This window comes from Achromobacter sp. 77 (genome assembly GCF_020541125.1).
Taxonomy (GTDB): Bacteria; Pseudomonadota; Gammaproteobacteria; order Burkholderiales; family Burkholderiaceae_B; genus Achromobacter; species Achromobacter mucicolens.
Map to the genome: position 1 here is coordinate 5,753,107 of NZ_CP059848.1, position 15,067 is coordinate 5,768,173.

Consider the following 15,067-nt stretch of genomic DNA (forward strand, 5'->3'; position numbering starts at 1 on the left):
AAGGCGCAAAAAGGCGCCCACGCCTGCCCGCACTTGCAGTAAACCGTATCGAACCTGTTTTGCTTGTCCTGCTTTGCGATCTTGCTGCGGTGCTGCATCCATCGGCCCAAGAAGGGCTACAAAACGTCTGGATGGCAGCTAAACAGTAAGCAAAAAAGACGGCTCCGCACACGCGGACCACTGTAGCAAACGCCGGATTATACAATAGGGCTCGAAACCAACCGTATCGAAAGCCATCCGTGTCCCTCCTACATCGCGCCTCCTTCCTCACCTCCGCGGCTCGCCTCGACCAGTTGCCGCCCGCCGGCGCTCCCGAGGTCTGCTTCGTTGGCCGCTCCAACGCCGGCAAATCCACGGCCATCAACGTGCTGTGCAACCAGCGCCGTCTTGCGTTCTCCAGCAAGACGCCGGGCCGCACGCGCCTGATCAACATGTTCAGCCTGCCTGACCCGCTGGACCCGGAAGCCCACATCGGCTATCTGGTCGACCTGCCCGGCTACGGCTATGCGTCCGTGGCCCGCAACGAAAAGGAAAAGTGGGCAGACATCCTGGGCGGCTATCTGCGCGACCGTGAATCGCTGGTCGGCATCGTGCTGCTCATCGACATCCGCCGCGGCGTGACCGAACTGGACCGGCGCCTGGCGAACTTCATCGCGCCCACCGGCCGCCCGGTGCTGGCCCTGCTGACCAAGGCCGACAAGCTGCCGTACGGCCAGCGCATGCGCACCGTCTTCTCGGTCCGCAAGGACCTCGCCGACATCGGCGCGCTGCATACGGTCCCCTTCTCGGCGCCCGAGCGCATCGGGCTCGAAGAGGCCGGCGCTCACATCGAAAATTGGATTTCCCCGAAGGTCGTACCATGAACCCGCAGATCATCACCCCTGAGTTTCCGGTTTCCCGCCCCCGCCGCCTGCGTCGCGACGACTTCACCCGCCGTCTGGTGCGCGAGAACGCCCTGACGGTCAATGACCTGATCTACCCGGTCTTCGTGGCCGAAGGCTCTGGCCTGCGCCAGCCGGTGGCGTCCCTGCCCGGCGTGGTCCGCTATTCGCTGGACACCCTGCTGCCCGTGGCCGAGGAATGCGTGGCGCTGGGCATTCCGGTGCTGTCGCTGTTTCCCGCCATCGACCCGGCGCTCAAGACCCCGGACGGCATCGAAGCCACCAATCCCGACGGCCTCATCCCGCGCGTGGTCCGCGAACTGAAGTCGCGTTTCCCGGAACTGGGCGTGCTGTGCGATGTGGCGCTGGACCCGTACACCAGCCACGGCCAGGACGGCGTCATCGACGCGGACGGCTATGTCGTCAACGAGCCCACCGTCGAAATCCTGGTCAAGCAGGCGCTCACGCAGGCCGAAGCCGGCGTGGACATGGTCGCCCCTAGCGACATGATGGACGGCCGCATCGGCGCGGTGCGCCGCGCGCTCGAGGCCAATGGCCACATCCACACGCGCATCATGGCCTATTCGGCCAAGTACGCCAGCGCGTTCTACGGTCCGTTCCGCGACGCCGTGGGCTCGGCCACCAACCTGGGCAAGTCCAACAAGATGGCGTACCAGATGGATCCGGGCAACCTCGACGAGGCGCTGCGCGAAGTGGCTGGCGACCTGCAGGAAGGCGCCGACATGGTCATGGTCAAGCCGGGCATGCCGTATCTGGACGTGCTGCGCCGGGTCAAGGATACGTTCCGCGTACCGACCTTCGCCTACCAGGTGAGCGGCGAATACGCCATGATCAAGGCCGCCGCCGCCAATGGCTGGCTCGACCACGACAAGGTCATGATGGAGGCGCTGCTCGCCTTCAAGCGCGCCGGCGCCGACGGCATCCTGACGTACTTCGCCATCGAAGCGGCAAAACTGCTGAAAAGACAGCGTTAAAGCCGGCGGGCGCGGCGGACTGCCGTCTGCGCCCTTTCCCCGCTTTGCCGGCCTGCGCGCCGGCAACCCCCATCGAATCAGGCCTTTGCAGCGGCAGCGCGTGCCGGTTGTGCGCCGCGGCGCAGGCCCAGCCACGTTCCGCCCAGCACACACCCCAGTCCGACGACATGGGTCAGGGTGACGTGCTCGTCAAGGAACAGGGCCGCGAACAGCAGCCCGAAAATCGGCAACCAATTCACGAACAGCGCGGCGCGGCTGATCCCCAGCCGCGCGATGCCCGCGTTCCAGACGATGTTGCTGACACCCGAGGCGATCACCGCCGAAAACATCAGCACGGCCCAGGGCCACCATGCCATCTGCCACGTGCCCGCCTGGTACGAAGACGGCGTCAGCGCGGCATGCCCGACCAGCATCAATCCGCCGGCCAGATACATGTACCAAAGCATGCCCAGCGGATCCATCATCCGCGACATCCGCTGAATCACCAGGCCGCCAAACACAAAGACGAGCACGGCCACGAACACCACCGCGTCGCCCCAGCCCGTCAGTCCGAGTTGCGCGCCGCTGCCCACCACCACCATGCCCACACCCAACAGGCCCAGCAGCGCGCCGGCGATGCGGGTGGTCGTGAGCTTCTCGCGGTAGAAGATGGCGGCCAGGAAGGCGGACAGCAACGGGCTGGTGGCCATGATCAGCGTGCCGTTGGCTGCCGATGAAAAGCGCAGTCCCGACACCAGTGCCACCTGGTGCGCGTACACCACCAGGAACCCGGCCAGCGCCACCCAGCCCAACTGCGCGCCACCCAGCTTCGGGATGCGGCCGCGGCGCGCCTTGATGATGAGTGTGACGGTGACAAACGCAATGACGATCCGAACGGCGGCCAGCGCCTGGATGTCCATGTGCTGCGTCAGATACTTGATGGAGACGATGTTCAGGCCCCAGGTGGCCATGACGAACATCAATTGAAGATAGATCAGACCATGCCGGTCCTGACTTGCATCAACGGTGGGGGACGTCACGGCGTCAGCCTGGAGGGAGATGGATGCGCCGCGCGGGCGGCGAAGCGATCATGGTATATCGCCCCTTCCCTCGATTCAATGCGCGGCGGGCCGCGTTGCGCGCATCAGACGATGGCGCACTGCCTGCTTGTCCGCCGCGCCCTCAGCGGACCAGGACGCGGTCCAGCGACTCGGTGAAGCGCTTGGCGTCCTGGAATCCCACGACGCGAGCTTCCGCGATCTCCTTGCCGCCGGGCTCGAAGAACATGATGCCCGGCGGGCCGAACAGTCGAAATCGCTTGAGCAGCGCACGGTCGTCGGCATTGTTCGCCGTGACGTCGGCCTGCACCAGCACCATTCCAGCCATGCGCTGCGCAACCCCCGCATCGGTAAAGGTGAATCGCTCCATCTCGCGGCACGACACGCACCAGTCCGCATAGAAGTCCAGCATCACCGGCCGGGTGCTCTGCGCCAGCACCGCGTCCAGTTCGGCGTTGCTGCGAACCCGGGTGAACTGGACCTCGCCCGCCGCGGCCCCGCCGGCTGCCGGCGCTTCACCGCGCGCGGCCAGGTGCGAGAGCGGCTGCAGGACGTCGCGGCCCCCGCTGGCGGCCCCCACGAGCCACGCCGCGGCCGCCAGGGCGAGCAGCAGGCCCAGTCCCTTGCCAAACATGCGACCGGCGCCTGCGCCCGGCGGCAGGGCATCAAAGGCGCGCAGCATCACGGCCGACACGACGGCCAGGAATGCCCAGCCCGTCATCTGCACCCACGTCGGCACGACGGGGATGAGCATCCACCACGCCGTCGCCAGCAACAGCATGCCGAACAGCCGCTTGACGCCGTCCATCCAGGGACCGGCCTTGGGCAGCAATGCCGAAGACGACGCGCCAACAATCAACAGCGGCACGCCCATGCCCCACGCCATCGCAAAGAGCGCCGATCCGCCCAAGACCACGTCGCCCGTTTGCGAGATGTACAGCAAGGCGCCAGCAAGCGGAGCTGCAACGCAGGGCCCGACGATCAGGGCCGACAGCGCGCCCATCACCAGCGCCCCGGTATATCGCCCGCCCGGCATGCGCGAGGACCGGTCCGACAGCATGGCCTGGATGCCGGAAGGCATCTGGAACGTGAACACGTCGAACATGGCCAGCGCCAGCACGGCCAGCAGGATGGCGAAAAGCGACAGGATCCACGGCGTCTGCAGCCAGGCGGCAAGCCCCGCGCCGCTAAGCCCGGCCGCCACGCCCAGCGCGGTGTACACGACCGACATGCCCAGCACGTACGTCGCGGCCAGCGCCAGACCGCGACTGCGGCTCGGCCGGTGGTGCTGCGCCCCGCCCAGCACGATCGACGACAGGATGGGAATCATGGGCAGCACACATGGCGTGAAAGCCAGCAGCAGGCCCAGCACCAAAAAGACGCCCGCTGTCTTGATCCAGCCCAGACCGCCCAAGGCATCGGCCAGGCCCGTGTCGCCCGCGTTCACCAACGCGGACAATCCGCCGGCAGATGCCGGCGCCGCAGACGCGGCCCCGCCAATGCCCGTGCCCGCCACCGCATAACCACCGGCCACGGGCGTGAGTTTGACGGTGCTGTCCATCGGCGGATAGCATAGCCCGGCATCCGCGCAGCCTTGGCCCGTCAACGTCAGCGTGAAGGGCTGTCCTCCCGCGCCAACGGGAACGCGGATCGTCAGGTCCTTGTGAAAGACCTCCATGTCTTTTTCGAAGGTCGGGTCGTATTTGACTTCACCCTTGGGATAGACGGCTTGCCCGAGCGTGGTGGCGTCGGCCGGGGTGATCGCAATCCCGAAGCGCTCGCGGTACATGTAATAGCCGGGCGCCACGCGATAGTGCAATTCAAGCGTATCCGGCGACGCCATTTGCGCGCTGAACACAAAGGCCTTTTCCGGCTCGAGGAATTCAGTTTCCGCCCGCGCGGCGGTCTGCCATCCCAGCAGCAGAAGCATCACTGCCAGCAACGCCAGGCATCGCCTCAGGATGGAGGGGGTCACGCTGCCGGCGCGCCCGCGCGCGCCAACCGTACCGGCAAGTTGCAACATCAGTTTCTCTTGTTCTGCGTAATGGCCGTCTGCTCGCGCACCCAGTCCAGGTATGGCGCCGCGCCGCCGATGACTGGCAGCACGATGATCTCGGGAACGTCGTAGGGGTGCATCTGCGACAGGGCCTGTACGACGGCGGCATGCCGCGCGTAGGTCGTCTTGATGTGGATGGGAATTTCCTCCGTCCCTTCGACCTCTCCGTTCCACAGGTAGATGGACAACCCCGGCGCGCCAAGGTTCACGCAGGCCGCCAGCCCGTCCTCGACGAGCACGTGCGCGATACGCTTGGCCAGAAGCAGATCCGGCGCATTGCTGATGACCAGCACGACGTCGTCATCGCGCAACATGGAACCTCCTTGGGATACCCGCGTGGAATGTAACTCGAGGTATTTTATCGATATTGCGGCCAACTCCCCGGCGCTGCCGGTCACGCGGCCGCCGCGCCATCCCTTTTCACGCCGAGGCAAGCATGTCCGACAACTGCCTGTTCTGCCGCATCGCCCGTCACGAGATCCCCGCGCACGTCGTCCACGAAGACGACCGCCTCCTGGCCTTCCTGGATATCCACCCCGTGCGCGCCGGACACACGCTCATCATCCCCAAGCAGCACTATCCCTACTACGAGGACATGCCGGCCGACCTGGCGGCCAGCATCGTCAACCTGGGTCAGCGGCTGGGGCGCCAGATGAAGCGCCTGTACGACGTTGAGCGCGTGGGTTTTGCCTTTACGGGGATCCACGTTGCGCACGCGCATGCGCACGTCATCCCGATGCACCACCCGCAGGACGTGACATCCACGCAATACATCGAGCAGCAGGATCTGACTTTCAAGATGCCGCCTCAGTCGCCGCCGGAAGCGCTGGCGGCCACGGCCGCGCAATTGCGCGGGCAACTGCGCGGCGGCCCCGAACGTGGAGAATGAGCGCGGCAAATGCGCGCAGTAAGCGAAGGCGGCAAATGTAGGCGAAAAAAACAAGGGCGGGTCCGAAGACCCGCCCTTGTCGCTTATCTAGCTGCCGAAATTACTCGGCGCTGTCCTCAGCGGCTTCATCGACTTCCGGACGGTCAACCAGTTCCATGAAAGCCATGGGAGCGTTGTCGCCTTGACGGAAGCCCATCTTCAGCACGCGGGTGTAGCCGCCGTTACGGGCCGCGTAGCGCGGGCCGATTTCGGCAAACAGCTTCACAACCGCATCGCGATCGCGCAGACGGGCAAAGGCCAGACGCTTGTTCGCGAGGGTGGGCTCCTTGCCCAGCGTGATCAGGGGTTCGATGACGCGGCGCAATTCTTTCGCCTTCGGCAGCGTGGTCTTGATTGCTTCGTGAGTGATCAGCGAAACAGCCATGTTGCGGAACATGGCAAGACGGTGACTGCTGGTGCGGTTGAGCTTACGCAAGCCATTACCGTGACGCATGATAAGTTTCCTTTGAATCTAAAGACGGCGTTTCCGCCATCGGGTTGCCGGCTCTTCTATCAGCCTGCAATCAGGCTGCGGTCCGGTAGAAAACGGGGCATTTTACGACGATTTCGCAAATCGCCCGGCAACTAAGGCCGGGCGCTGCGGGAGACGCCCCTTCGCAGGGGCGGCACCCTTTCAAGACTTAGGGACGCTCCAGGCCCAGGGGCGGCCAGTTCTCGAGCTTCATGCCGAGAGTCAGGCCACGTGCAGCCAGCACTTCCTTGATCTCGTTGAGCGACTTGCGACCCAGGTTCGGGGTCTTGAGCAGCTCGTTTTCGGTACGCTGGATCAGGTCGCCGATGTAGTAGATGTTTTCGGCCTTCAGGCAGTTGGCCGAACGCACCGTCAGCTCCAGGTCGTCGACCGGGCGCAGCAGCACCGGATCGATCTGCGGCGTGCCGCGGACCGGGGCTTCGTACGAATCGCCGGCGCCTTCCAGGGCGGCGAACACCGAGATCTGGTCCATCAGGATGCGGGCCGATTGGCGCACCGCTTCCTCGGGCGAGATCACGCCGTTGGTTTCGATGTCCAGAACCAGCTTGTCCAAGTCGGTGCGTTGTTCCACGCGGGCGCTTTCAACGGCGTAGCTCACGCGGCGAACCGGGCTGAACGAGGCGTCCAGAACGATGCGGCCGATGGTGTGCGTGCGGTCTTCCGACAGCGCGCGCACGTTGCCCGGCACATAGCCGCGGCCTTTCTCGACCTTGATCTGCATTTCCAGCTTGCCCGCTTCCGTCAGGTTGCAGATGGCATGGCCGGGGTTGATGATCTCGACGTCGTGCGGCAGCTCGATGTCGCTGGCCAGCACGGTGCCGGCGCCGGACTTGCGCAGAACCAGCGTCACTTCGTCGCGGTTGTGCAGCTTGAAGACCACGCCCTTCAGGTTCAGCAGGATGTCGACGACATCTTCGCGAACGCCCGGGATGGTCGAGTATTCGTGCACCACACCGGTCATCTGGACTTCGGTCGGCGCGTAGCCGGTCATCGAAGACAACAGGATGCGGCGCAGGGCGTTGCCCAGCGTGTGACCGTAGCCACGCTCGAACGGCTCCATCACGATCTTGGCATGGTGCGTGCCGACCGGTTCGACTTCAATGGAGCGCGGCTTCAGGAAACCTTGAGTGGACATGTACTGAATTCCTTTTCAATACCCTCGGCTCGTTACACCGATAAGGCTGATGGACAGGGTGAGACGGTAAAGCTTGAAACACGGGCTGCGAAAAGCCGCCCGATACTTACCGCAAAGCCCGCTCCACCAAAACGGCGAAAGCGGGCTGCTGCGGGACGTGCAAACGGGTCGACCGGGTCGCGGGACCAGCTTGCCAGCACCTTGCGAAGGAGGTGCCGGCAGGCGTGATTAACGCGAGTACAGTTCGACGACCATCGATTCGTTGATGTCGCGAGCGACGTCAGCGCGATCGGGAGCCGACTTGAACGTGCCGGTCAGCTTGGCCGCGTCGACTTCCACCCACTGGGGGATGCCGATGCTGGTGGCCAGGTCGAGCGATTCCTTGATACGGCCTTGCTTCTTGGCCTTTTCACGAACCGAGATGACGTCGCCAGCCTTGACCAGCATCGAAGCGATGTCAGCCGTGTGGCCGTTCAGTTCGATGGCGCGGTGGCTCACCAGCTGGCGAGCTTCGGCGCGCGTCGAGCCGAAGCCCATGCGGTAGACGACGTTGTCCAGGCGCGATTCCAGCAGCTGGATCAGCGTTTCGCCGGTGTTGCCACGGCGACGCTCGGCTTCAGCGAAGTACTTGCGGAATTGCTTTTCCAGCACGCCGTACATACGCTTGAGCTTTTGCTTTTCGCGCAGCTGCAGGCCGTAGTCGGAAGTGCGGGCACCCGAAGTGCGGCCGTGTTGGCCAGGCTTGGAATCCAGCTTGCACTTGGAATCCAGCGAGCGGCGGGCGCTCTTCAGGAACAGGTCAGTACCCTCGCGGCGCGAGAGCTTGCATTTGGGTCCAATATAACGTGCCATGTGGATTCCCTTTAGATACGACGACGCTTCGGCGGACGGCAGCCGTTGTGCGGAACGGGCGTGATGTCGGCGATGGACGAGATCTTGATGCCCAGCGCGTTCAGTGCGCGAACCGACGACTCGCGGCCAGGACCGGGGCCCTTGATGCGGACTTCCAGCGTCTTGATGCCGTACTCGAGCGCAACGCGGCCGGCCGTTTCAGCGGCAACCTGCGCGGCAAACGGGGTCGACTTACGCGAACCCTTGAAGCCAGCACCGCCCGACGTGGCCCACGACAGCGCGTTGCCCTGACGGTCGGTGATGGTGATGATGGTGTTGTTGAACGAAGCGTGAACGTGCGCGATGCCGTCCGAGACGTTCTTCTTGACCTTTTTGCGCACGCGCGAAGCGCCGCTGGTGGAAGCTTTCGCCATAATCCTGTTCCTCGATTATTTCTTCAGGGACGCAGCAGCACGACGCGGGCCCTTGCGGGTCCGGGCGTTGGTGCGAGTGCGCTGGCCGCGCACGGGCAAACCGCGCTTGTGACGCATACCGCGGTAGGTTCCCAGGTCGATCAAACGCTTGATCGAGAGCTGTACTTCACGACGCAGGTCGCCTTCAACCGTGAACAAACCAACATGTTCGCGGACGCGTTCCAATTCAGCGTCGCTCAGATCCTTGACCTTTTTGTCAAAGGGTACGTTTGCCGCTTCGCAAATCTTGCGAGCGCGCGTACGACCGATGCCAAAAATGGCGGTCAGGCCGATCTCGGCGTGCTGTTGCGGCGGAATGTTAATGCCAGCAATACGGGCCATGACTGTTCCTTGAATAAATCCGTTGCGTAGTCGCTAACCCGAGTTAGCCTTGACGCTGCTTGTGACGCGGGTCGGTGCAGATAACGCGCACCACGCCGTGACGTTTGATAACTTTGCAGTTGCGGCAGATCCGCTTAACCGATGCCATTACTTTCATGGTTGACTCCTAATTTTCCGTAATCCGGTTTCGCTCACTTGGAGCGGAAAACAATCCTGGCTCGCGTCAGATCATAGGGCGTGAGCTCCACTGTGACCTTGTCACCCGGCAGGATCCGGATGTAATGCATACGCATCTTGCCGGAAATATGGCCCAACACCACGTGGCCGTTTTCGAGCTTGACGCGAAATGTCGCGTTCGGGAGGTTCTCAAGAACCTCACCTTGCATCTGAATGACGTCGTCCTTGGACATTCTTTTGCTTACCGCATCGGCAAACCCGCGCCCTTGAAGTTGGCCTTCTTGAGCAACGAGTCGTACTGGTGAGACATCATGTAGGCCTGAACCTGCGCCATGAAATCCATCGTCACCACCACAATGATCAACAGAGACGTACCACCGAAGTAGAAAGGAACGTTCCAGCGCATCACCAAGAATTCCGGCAACAGGCACACCAACGTGATGTAGATGGCACCTGCGAGCGTCAAACGCATCAGGATCTTGTCGATGTAGCGCGCCGTTTGCTCGCCCGGACGGATGCCCGGAACAAACGCACCACTCTTCTTCAGGTTGTCCGCCGTTTCGCGGCTGTTGAAAACCAGAGCCGTGTAGAAAAAGCAGAAGAAAATAATCGCGACCGAGTACAGCGTGATGTAGAGCGGTTGACGAGGCGACAGGGCCGCAGCCAGGTCGCTAAGCCAGCGCATGTTCTCGCTGCTGGAGAACCAGCTCGTGATCGTGGCCGGGAACAGAATGATCGACGACGCGAAGATCGGCGGAATCACCCCTGCCATGTTCAGCTTCAGCGGCAGATGCGAGCTCTGACCACCGTAGACCTTATTGCCGACCTGACGCTTGGCGTAGTTCACCGTGATCTTGCGCTGTCCGCGTTCCACGAACACCACAAAAGCGGTAACCAGCACCACCAGAGCCACGATGAACAGCGCCGAAAGCACAGACATCGCGTTGGTGCGGACCAGGTCCAGCAGTGCAGCCAGCGCCGCGGGCAGACCCGCAACGATACCTGCGAAGATCAGGATGGAGATCCCGTTGCCCAGACCGCGCTCCGTGATTTGCTCACCCAGCCACATGACGAACATGGTGCCGGTGACCAAGGTCACGACGGTCGTGAAGCGGAACAGCATGCCCGGATCGATCACCAGTCCCTGTTGGGACTCCAACGCCACCGAAATGCCCACTGCTTGCACCAGCGCCAGCACGACCGTGCCGTAGCGGGTGTATTGGGTAATCTTCCGACGACCGGATTCGCCCTCTTTCTTGAGCGCTTCCAGCGACGGCACCACCACCGACATCAACTGCATGATGATGGATGCCGAAATGTACGGCATGATCCCCAGGGCAAAAATCGAGAAACGCGAGAGCGCCCCGCCCGAGAACATGTTGAACAGGCCCAGGATCCCGCCCTGGTTCTGACGGAACAAGTCCGCCAGCGCGTCCGGGTTGATACCCGGAACCGGGATGTGTGTACCCAAACGGTAAACCACCAGGGCGAGCACCAGGAACACCAGACGGCGCTTCAAATCGCCGTATCGTGCTCCGGATTTGCCCAATGCCTGCGCGTTAGCCACTCGTCACCTCTGATCAAGCAAGCGAGCCGCCCGCGGCTTCGATGGCGGCGCGAGCGCCGGCCGTCGCGGTAATGCCCTTGAGCACGACCTTGCGCGAGAGTTCACCAGACTTGATGACCTTGGCGTAACGAACCGCCTGGCCAATCACGCCGGCCGCCTTCAGCGCTTGCACATCGATTTCGTCGATGGGCAGGGCTTCGAGGTCCGACAAGAGAACTTGTGCATACAGGTGTTGACCCAGCGGGGTGAAACCACGCTTGGGCAGGCGACGTTGCAGCGGCATTTGACCGCCTTCGAAGCCAACCTTGTGGAAACCGCCCGAGCGCGACTTCTGACCCTTGTGGCCACGGCCGGCGGTCTTACCCAGACCCGAACCGATGCCACGGCCGACGCGGCGCTTGGCGTGCTTGCTGCCCTCGGCGGGCTTCAGCGTATTAAGTTGCATATCCGACATGGTGATTCCTTAGGCTTCCGAGACGGAAACGAGATAATCCACCTTACGGATCATCCCACGCACCTCGGGCGTATCGACCAGCACGCGGCTGCTGTTGATGCGACCCAAGCCCAAACCGCGAACCGTATCACGGTGCGATTGCTTGGTACCGATCACCGAGCGCACGAGGGTCACTTTGATCTGCTTCTGAGCCATGATTTACCCCAGGATTTCTTCGACCGTCTTGCCGCGCTTGGCAGCAACATCGGCCGGGGTCAGGGAGGCGCGCAGGCCGTTCAACGTGGCGCGAACCATGTTGTAGGGGTTGCTCGAGCCCAAGCTCTTGGCAACCACGTTACGCACACCCATCACTTCGAAAATAGCGCGCATCGGGCCGCCGGCGATAACGCCAGTACCTTCAGCAGCGGGCGAAATCAGCACGGTAGCGGCGCCATGCTTGCCAACCACGGTGTGGTGCAGCGTGCCGTTCTTCAGAGCGACCTTGAACATGCCGCGACGGGCTTGTTCCATGGCCTTCTGAACGGACACCGGCACTTCACGCGCCTTGCCCTTACCCATGCCGATGCGGCCATCGCCATCGCCAACCACGGTCAGCGCGGCAAAGCTCATGGTGCGACCACCCTTGACCACTTTGCTCACGCGGTTGACCGCGATCATCTTTTCGCGGAGGCCGTCATCGTTCTCTTTTTCCGCGGCGTTCTTGCCTTGTACTTTAGCCATTTGACAGATCCTCGCTTAGAACTTCAGGCCGGCTTCACGCGCGGCATCGGCCAGCGCCTTGACGCGGCCATGGTAACGAAAGCCCGAGCGATCGAAAGCGACCAGTTCGATACCGGCAGCCTTGGCCTTTTCGGCCACGCGCTTGCCAACCAGCGTCGCAGCGGCTTTGTTGCCACCCTGACCGGTTTGGCCGGCCAGTTGCGCACGCACTTCGGCTTCCACCGTCGAGGCGCTGACCAGAACGCGATCGCCTTCCGGCGAAATGATGTTGGCGTAGATGTGCTGGTTCGAGCGGAAAATCGAGAGGCGATGAACGCGCAGCTCGTTGATCTTCCGGCGAGTCGGAACCGCACGACGCAAACGGGAAACTTTTTTGTCCATGATTCGTCCTTGCGTGCGCCGTTATTTCTTCTTGGTTTCTTTGATGACGACGCGTTCGTCCGAGTAACGCACGCCCTTGCCCTTGTAGGGTTCGGGTTCGCGGTACGCGCGGATTTCAGCGGCCACCTGACCGACGACTTGCTTGTTGGAGCCCTTGATGACGATTTCCGTCTGGGTGGGGCATTCGGCCTTGATGCCGGCCGGCAACTGATGCAAAACGTCGTGCGAGAAACCGAGCTGCAGCTTAACGGCGTCGCCTTGAATCGAGGCGCGGTAACCCACGCCAACCAGATTCAGCTTGCGCTCGAATCCCTTGCTCACACCGTTGACCATGTTGGCCACCAGCGCGCGCACGGTGCCCGACATGGCATTGGCGTGACGGGAATCGTTGGCGGCGACAAACGTGAGCTTGCCACCGTCCAGCGAAATCGTGACGTCGCCAGTCAGGGGTTGGGTCAAGGAGCCCAGCGGGCCCTTGACGGTGATCTGATCCTGCTTGACGTCAGCTTCGACGCCCTTGGGCAGTTCGACCGGATACTTAGCGATACGTGACATTCGAATTTCTCCTTAGGCCACGTAGCACAGCACTTCGCCGCCGACGCCGTTGGCGCGAGCCTTACGGTCGGTCATGACGCCGCGCGAGGTCGAAACGATAGCCACGCCCAGGCCGTTCATGACCTGAGGAATGCTGGTACGGCCCTTGTAGATACGCAGACCAGGACGCGAGACGCGTTCGATGCGCTCGATGACCGGACGGCCAGCGTAGTACTTCAGGGTGATCTCGAGCTCAGGCTTGGCCTGGGTGCCCTTGATTTCAAAGCTGTCGATGTAGCCTTCGTCCTTCAGCACAGCGGCAATAGCCGCCTTCAGCTTCGAGGAGGGCATGCTCACCGTAACTTTGTCCACTTGCTGCGCATTGCGAATGCGGGTCAGCATATCGGCGATGGGATCGCTCATGCTCATATTGTTTCTCCTACCAGCTGGCCTTGGTGATGCCGGGGATTTCACCCTTCATCGCCATTTCACGCAGTTTGTGGCGCGTCAGACCGAACTTGCGGAACACACCGCGAGGACGACCGGTGACCACGCAACGGTTGCGTTGACGCGTCGGGTTGGCATTGCGCGGCAGCTGTTGCAGCTTGAGCCGAGCTTGGTAACGTTCTTCGTCGGTCTTCGACTGGTCGTCGATGATCGCCTTCAACTCAGCGCGCTTGGCAGCGAACTTGTCAGCCAGCTTGGCGCGCTTGATGTCGCGATTGATGAGGGAAAGTTTAGCCACGTCATCAGCCCCTTAGTTACGGAACGGGAAGCTGAAGGCCGTCAACAGCGCCTTGGCTTCTTCGTCGGTCTTCGCGGAGGTGGTGATGCTGATGTTCAGCCCACGCAGCGCGTCGATCTTGTCGTACTCGATTTCGGGGAAAATGATTTGCTCTTTCACCCCGATGTTGTAGTTGCCACGGCCGTCGAACGCACGACCCGAGATACCGCGGAAGTCGCGCACGCGAGGCAGCGCAACCGCCACCAGGCGATCCAGGAATTCGTACATGCGTTGACCACGCAGCGTGACCATGCAACCAATCGGGTAGTTTTCGCGGATCTTGAAACCGGCGATAGCCTTCTTGGTCTTCGTCACGACAGGCTTTTGGCCGGCGATCTTGGTCAGATCCGACACAGCGTGTTCAATGACTTTCTTGTCGGAGACCGCTTCCGAGACACCCATGTTCAGGGTGATCTTGGTGATGCGCGGCACTTCCATGACGCTCTTGTAGCCAAACTTGGCCTGCAGGTCGCCAGCGACCTTGCTCTTGTAGAAATCTTGCAAACGAGACATGTCTATCGCCCCTTACGCCTTGGCGCCGACAACGGCACCATTGGAACGGAACACGCGGACCTTGCGACCTTCGACTTCTTGAACGCCCACGCGGTCGCCACGACCGGTTGCGGGGTTGAAGAGCGCCACATTCGAGATGTGGATCGGCATGGTCTTTTCGACAATCCCGCCCGGGTTGTTAGCCATCGGGTTGGCTTTCACGTGCTTCTTGGCAACATTGACGCCTTCGACCAGGACGTGGTCGGCGCCAACGCGGGCCAGCACGGTACCGCGACGCTTCTTGTCGCGGCCGGTCAGGACGATGACTTCGTCGCCTTTACGAATGTTGTTCATCGTAGGGCTCCTTACAGCACTTCCGGGGCCAGCGACACGATCTTCATGAACTTCTCGGTACGCAGTTCACGCGTAACGGGTCCGAAGATGCGGGTGCCGATAGGCTCCAGCTTGGCGTTGAGCAACACGGCGGCATTGCCACCGAAACGAATCAGCGAACCGTCTTTACGGCGCACGCCCTTGGCGGTACGAACCACCACGGCATTGTAAATTTCGCCTTTCTTGACGCGTCCGCGCGGAGCCGCATCTTTGACGCTCACCTTGATGATGTCGCCGATACCGGCATAACGGCGCTTGGAGCCACCGAGCACCTTAATGCACATGACATGACGCGCACCAGTGTTATCGGCCACGTCCAGCGTGGTCTGCATTTGGATCATGATTTTTCCTGTTCCAACTTAACTGGAAATACGGTTTTCCCAACAAGGGAACA

General features: G+C 62.2%; 24 protein-coding genes. 3 read left to right on the forward strand and 21 right to left on the reverse strand.

Translation table 11 applies throughout. The annotated features are described in order from the left end of the window. Positions 1-239 precede the first annotated feature (239 nt). Both yihA and hemB read left to right on the forward strand, forming a co-directional pair. Positions 240-863 carry a ribosome biogenesis GTP-binding protein YihA/YsxC gene (gene yihA / locus H4P35_RS26560; protein ID WP_056327074.1) on the forward strand — a complete coding sequence of 208 codons (624 nt, stop codon included), beginning with the start codon at positions 240-242 and terminating at the stop codon, positions 861-863. Continuing rightward, positions 860-1,876: a porphobilinogen synthase gene (gene hemB / locus H4P35_RS26565; protein WP_226847593.1), complete on the forward strand. Its 1,017-nt coding sequence runs from the start codon at positions 860-862 to the stop codon at positions 1,874-1,876. The genes yihA and hemB overlap by 4 nt, the downstream gene beginning before the upstream one ends. Before the next feature lie 77 nt (positions 1,877-1,953). Here the strand turns inward: hemB and H4P35_RS26570 are convergent, their stop codons facing one another. The 3 genes from H4P35_RS26570 to cutA form a co-directional block, all read right to left on the reverse strand. After that, positions 1,954-2,835, reverse strand: a complete 882-nt coding sequence (locus H4P35_RS26570; protein ID WP_152385387.1) for a DMT family transporter — start codon at positions 2,833-2,835, stop codon at positions 1,954-1,956. 202 nt (positions 2,836-3,037) lie between these two features. Next, positions 3,038-4,936: a protein-disulfide reductase DsbD gene (gene dsbD / locus H4P35_RS26575; RefSeq protein ID WP_370638945.1), complete on the reverse strand. Its 1,899-nt coding sequence runs from the start codon at positions 4,934-4,936 to the stop codon at positions 3,038-3,040. After that, positions 4,936-5,283 carry a divalent-cation tolerance protein CutA gene (gene cutA / locus H4P35_RS26580; RefSeq protein WP_056327070.1) on the reverse strand — a complete coding sequence of 116 codons (348 nt, stop codon included), beginning with the start codon at positions 5,281-5,283 and terminating at the stop codon, positions 4,936-4,938. Before cutA ends, dsbD begins: the two co-directional genes overlap by 1 nt. Before the next feature lie 122 nt (positions 5,284-5,405). Here cutA and H4P35_RS26585 point away from each other — a divergent pair, with 122 nt between their 5' ends. Next, entirely contained in the window at positions 5,406-5,858 is a 453-nt protein-coding gene (locus tag H4P35_RS26585; protein WP_226847594.1) for an HIT family protein, read from the forward strand. A gap of 100 nt (positions 5,859-5,958) precedes the next feature. Here the strand turns inward: H4P35_RS26585 and rplQ are convergent, their stop codons facing one another. The 18 genes from rplQ to rplN form a co-directional block, all read right to left on the reverse strand. Continuing rightward, positions 5,959-6,351 carry a 50S ribosomal protein L17 gene (rplQ, locus tag H4P35_RS26590; RefSeq protein WP_006389635.1) on the reverse strand — a complete coding sequence of 131 codons (393 nt, stop codon included), beginning with the start codon at positions 6,349-6,351 and terminating at the stop codon, positions 5,959-5,961. Positions 6,352-6,538: 187 nt separating this feature from the next. Beyond that, positions 6,539-7,525: a DNA-directed RNA polymerase subunit alpha gene (gene rpoA / locus H4P35_RS26595; protein ID WP_008169002.1), complete on the reverse strand. Its 987-nt coding sequence runs from the start codon at positions 7,523-7,525 to the stop codon at positions 6,539-6,541. Between the two features lie 228 nt (positions 7,526-7,753). Continuing rightward, on the reverse strand, positions 7,754-8,377 hold the full coding sequence (rpsD, locus tag H4P35_RS26600; protein ID WP_056327065.1) for a 30S ribosomal protein S4: 624 nt from the start codon (positions 8,375-8,377) through the stop codon (positions 7,754-7,756). Between the two features lie 11 nt (positions 8,378-8,388). Next, positions 8,389-8,790, reverse strand: coding sequence for a 30S ribosomal protein S11 (gene rpsK / locus H4P35_RS26605; RefSeq protein ID WP_006216516.1), 402 nt, complete (start codon positions 8,788-8,790; stop codon positions 8,389-8,391). Between the two features lie 15 nt (positions 8,791-8,805). After that, positions 8,806-9,171 carry a 30S ribosomal protein S13 gene (gene rpsM, locus H4P35_RS26610; protein WP_008168996.1) on the reverse strand — a complete coding sequence of 122 codons (366 nt, stop codon included), beginning with the start codon at positions 9,169-9,171 and terminating at the stop codon, positions 8,806-8,808. A gap of 43 nt (positions 9,172-9,214) precedes the next feature. Beyond that, positions 9,215-9,328 (reverse strand): 50S ribosomal protein L36, encoded by a 114-nt coding sequence (gene rpmJ / locus H4P35_RS26615; RefSeq protein ID WP_003806928.1) that lies wholly within the window; start codon positions 9,326-9,328, stop codon positions 9,215-9,217. A gap of 34 nt (positions 9,329-9,362) precedes the next feature. Further along, entirely contained in the window at positions 9,363-9,581 is a 219-nt protein-coding gene (gene infA / locus H4P35_RS26620) for a translation initiation factor IF-1 (protein WP_003806927.1), read from the reverse strand. 8 nt (positions 9,582-9,589) lie between these two features. Continuing rightward, the gene (gene secY, locus H4P35_RS26625; RefSeq protein WP_056327063.1) at positions 9,590-10,915 is read right to left on the reverse strand and encodes a preprotein translocase subunit SecY; all 1,326 of its coding nucleotides are present in this window, start codon (positions 10,913-10,915) and stop codon (positions 9,590-9,592) included. 13 nt (positions 10,916-10,928) lie between these two features. Continuing rightward, positions 10,929-11,369, reverse strand: a complete 441-nt coding sequence (gene rplO, locus H4P35_RS26630; RefSeq protein ID WP_056327061.1) for a 50S ribosomal protein L15 — start codon at positions 11,367-11,369, stop codon at positions 10,929-10,931. Positions 11,370-11,378: 9 nt separating this feature from the next. Beyond that, positions 11,379-11,564 (reverse strand): 50S ribosomal protein L30, encoded by a 186-nt coding sequence (gene rpmD, locus H4P35_RS26635; protein WP_006216520.1) that lies wholly within the window; start codon positions 11,562-11,564, stop codon positions 11,379-11,381. A 3-nt stretch (positions 11,565-11,567) separates the two neighbouring features. After that, the gene (gene rpsE / locus H4P35_RS26640; RefSeq protein WP_008168987.1) at positions 11,568-12,089 is read right to left on the reverse strand and encodes a 30S ribosomal protein S5; all 522 of its coding nucleotides are present in this window, start codon (positions 12,087-12,089) and stop codon (positions 11,568-11,570) included. A gap of 15 nt (positions 12,090-12,104) precedes the next feature. Further along, positions 12,105-12,470: a 50S ribosomal protein L18 gene (gene rplR / locus H4P35_RS26645; protein ID WP_008168985.1), complete on the reverse strand. Its 366-nt coding sequence runs from the start codon at positions 12,468-12,470 to the stop codon at positions 12,105-12,107. A 21-nt stretch (positions 12,471-12,491) separates the two neighbouring features. Then, a complete protein-coding gene (gene rplF / locus H4P35_RS26650; protein WP_056327059.1) occupies positions 12,492-13,025 on the reverse strand; it encodes a 50S ribosomal protein L6 in 534 nt (177 codons plus the stop codon). Positions 13,026-13,037: 12 nt separating this feature from the next. Further along, positions 13,038-13,433 carry a 30S ribosomal protein S8 gene (gene rpsH / locus H4P35_RS26655; RefSeq protein WP_006216525.1) on the reverse strand — a complete coding sequence of 132 codons (396 nt, stop codon included), beginning with the start codon at positions 13,431-13,433 and terminating at the stop codon, positions 13,038-13,040. A 10-nt stretch (positions 13,434-13,443) separates the two neighbouring features. Continuing rightward, positions 13,444-13,749: a 30S ribosomal protein S14 gene (rpsN, locus tag H4P35_RS26660; protein WP_006216527.1), complete on the reverse strand. Its 306-nt coding sequence runs from the start codon at positions 13,747-13,749 to the stop codon at positions 13,444-13,446. Between the two features lie 12 nt (positions 13,750-13,761). Beyond that, positions 13,762-14,301: a 50S ribosomal protein L5 gene (rplE, locus tag H4P35_RS26665; RefSeq protein ID WP_006216529.1), complete on the reverse strand. Its 540-nt coding sequence runs from the start codon at positions 14,299-14,301 to the stop codon at positions 13,762-13,764. A gap of 12 nt (positions 14,302-14,313) precedes the next feature. Continuing rightward, positions 14,314-14,634 (reverse strand): 50S ribosomal protein L24, encoded by a 321-nt coding sequence (gene rplX / locus H4P35_RS26670; RefSeq protein ID WP_008168975.1) that lies wholly within the window; start codon positions 14,632-14,634, stop codon positions 14,314-14,316. A gap of 11 nt (positions 14,635-14,645) precedes the next feature. Next, a complete protein-coding gene (gene rplN, locus H4P35_RS26675) occupies positions 14,646-15,014 on the reverse strand; it encodes a 50S ribosomal protein L14 (protein WP_006216531.1) in 369 nt (122 codons plus the stop codon). Positions 15,015-15,067 lie beyond the last annotated feature (53 nt).

Excerpts from the sequence above, each read along its gene's own strand:
- rplX (WP_008168975.1), bottom strand. The coding sequence starts at position 14,634 with ATGAACAACATTCGTAAAGGCGACGAAGTCATCGTCCTGACCGGCCGC.
- rplO (WP_056327061.1), bottom strand. The coding sequence starts at position 11,369 with ATGTCGGATATGCAACTTAATACGCTGAAGCCCGCCGAGGGCAGCAAG.
- rpsE (WP_008168987.1), bottom strand. The coding sequence starts at position 12,089 with ATGGCTAAAGTACAAGGCAAGAACGCCGCGGAAAAAGAGAACGATGAC.
- hemB (WP_226847593.1), top strand. The coding sequence starts at position 860 with ATGAACCCGCAGATCATCACCCCTGAGTTTCCGGTTTCCCGCCCCCGC.
- cutA (WP_056327070.1), bottom strand. The coding sequence starts at position 5,283 with ATGTTGCGCGATGACGACGTCGTGCTGGTCATCAGCAATGCGCCGGAT.
- dsbD (WP_370638945.1), bottom strand. The coding sequence starts at position 4,936 with ATGTTGCAACTTGCCGGTACGGTTGGCGCGCGCGGGCGCGCCGGCAGC.
- rplR (WP_008168985.1), bottom strand. The coding sequence starts at position 12,470 with ATGGACAAAAAAGTTTCCCGTTTGCGTCGTGCGGTTCCGACTCGCCGG.
- infA (WP_003806927.1), bottom strand. The coding sequence starts at position 9,581 with ATGTCCAAGGACGACGTCATTCAGATGCAAGGTGAGGTTCTTGAGAAC.
- rplN (WP_006216531.1), bottom strand. The coding sequence starts at position 15,014 with ATGATCCAAATGCAGACCACGCTGGACGTGGCCGATAACACTGGTGCG.
- rplF (WP_056327059.1), bottom strand. The coding sequence starts at position 13,025 with ATGTCACGTATCGCTAAGTATCCGGTCGAACTGCCCAAGGGCGTCGAA.
- rpmD (WP_006216520.1), bottom strand. The coding sequence starts at position 11,564 with ATGGCTCAGAAGCAGATCAAAGTGACCCTCGTGCGCTCGGTGATCGGT.
- rpsH (WP_006216525.1), bottom strand. The coding sequence starts at position 13,433 with ATGAGCATGAGCGATCCCATCGCCGATATGCTGACCCGCATTCGCAAT.
- rpoA (WP_008169002.1), bottom strand. The coding sequence starts at position 7,525 with ATGTCCACTCAAGGTTTCCTGAAGCCGCGCTCCATTGAAGTCGAACCG.
- rplE (WP_006216529.1), bottom strand. The coding sequence starts at position 14,301 with ATGTCTCGTTTGCAAGATTTCTACAAGAGCAAGGTCGCTGGCGACCTG.
- H4P35_RS26585 (WP_226847594.1), top strand. The coding sequence starts at position 5,406 with ATGTCCGACAACTGCCTGTTCTGCCGCATCGCCCGTCACGAGATCCCC.
- H4P35_RS26570 (WP_152385387.1), bottom strand. The coding sequence starts at position 2,835 with ATGTTCGTCATGGCCACCTGGGGCCTGAACATCGTCTCCATCAAGTAT.
- rplQ (WP_006389635.1), bottom strand. The coding sequence starts at position 6,351 with ATGCGTCACGGTAATGGCTTGCGTAAGCTCAACCGCACCAGCAGTCAC.
- rpsM (WP_008168996.1), bottom strand. The coding sequence starts at position 9,171 with ATGGCCCGTATTGCTGGCATTAACATTCCGCCGCAACAGCACGCCGAG.
- rpsD (WP_056327065.1), bottom strand. The coding sequence starts at position 8,377 with ATGGCACGTTATATTGGACCCAAATGCAAGCTCTCGCGCCGCGAGGGT.
- rpsK (WP_006216516.1), bottom strand. The coding sequence starts at position 8,790 with ATGGCGAAAGCTTCCACCAGCGGCGCTTCGCGCGTGCGCAAAAAGGTC.
- rpmJ (WP_003806928.1), bottom strand. The coding sequence starts at position 9,328 with ATGAAAGTAATGGCATCGGTTAAGCGGATCTGCCGCAACTGCAAAGTT.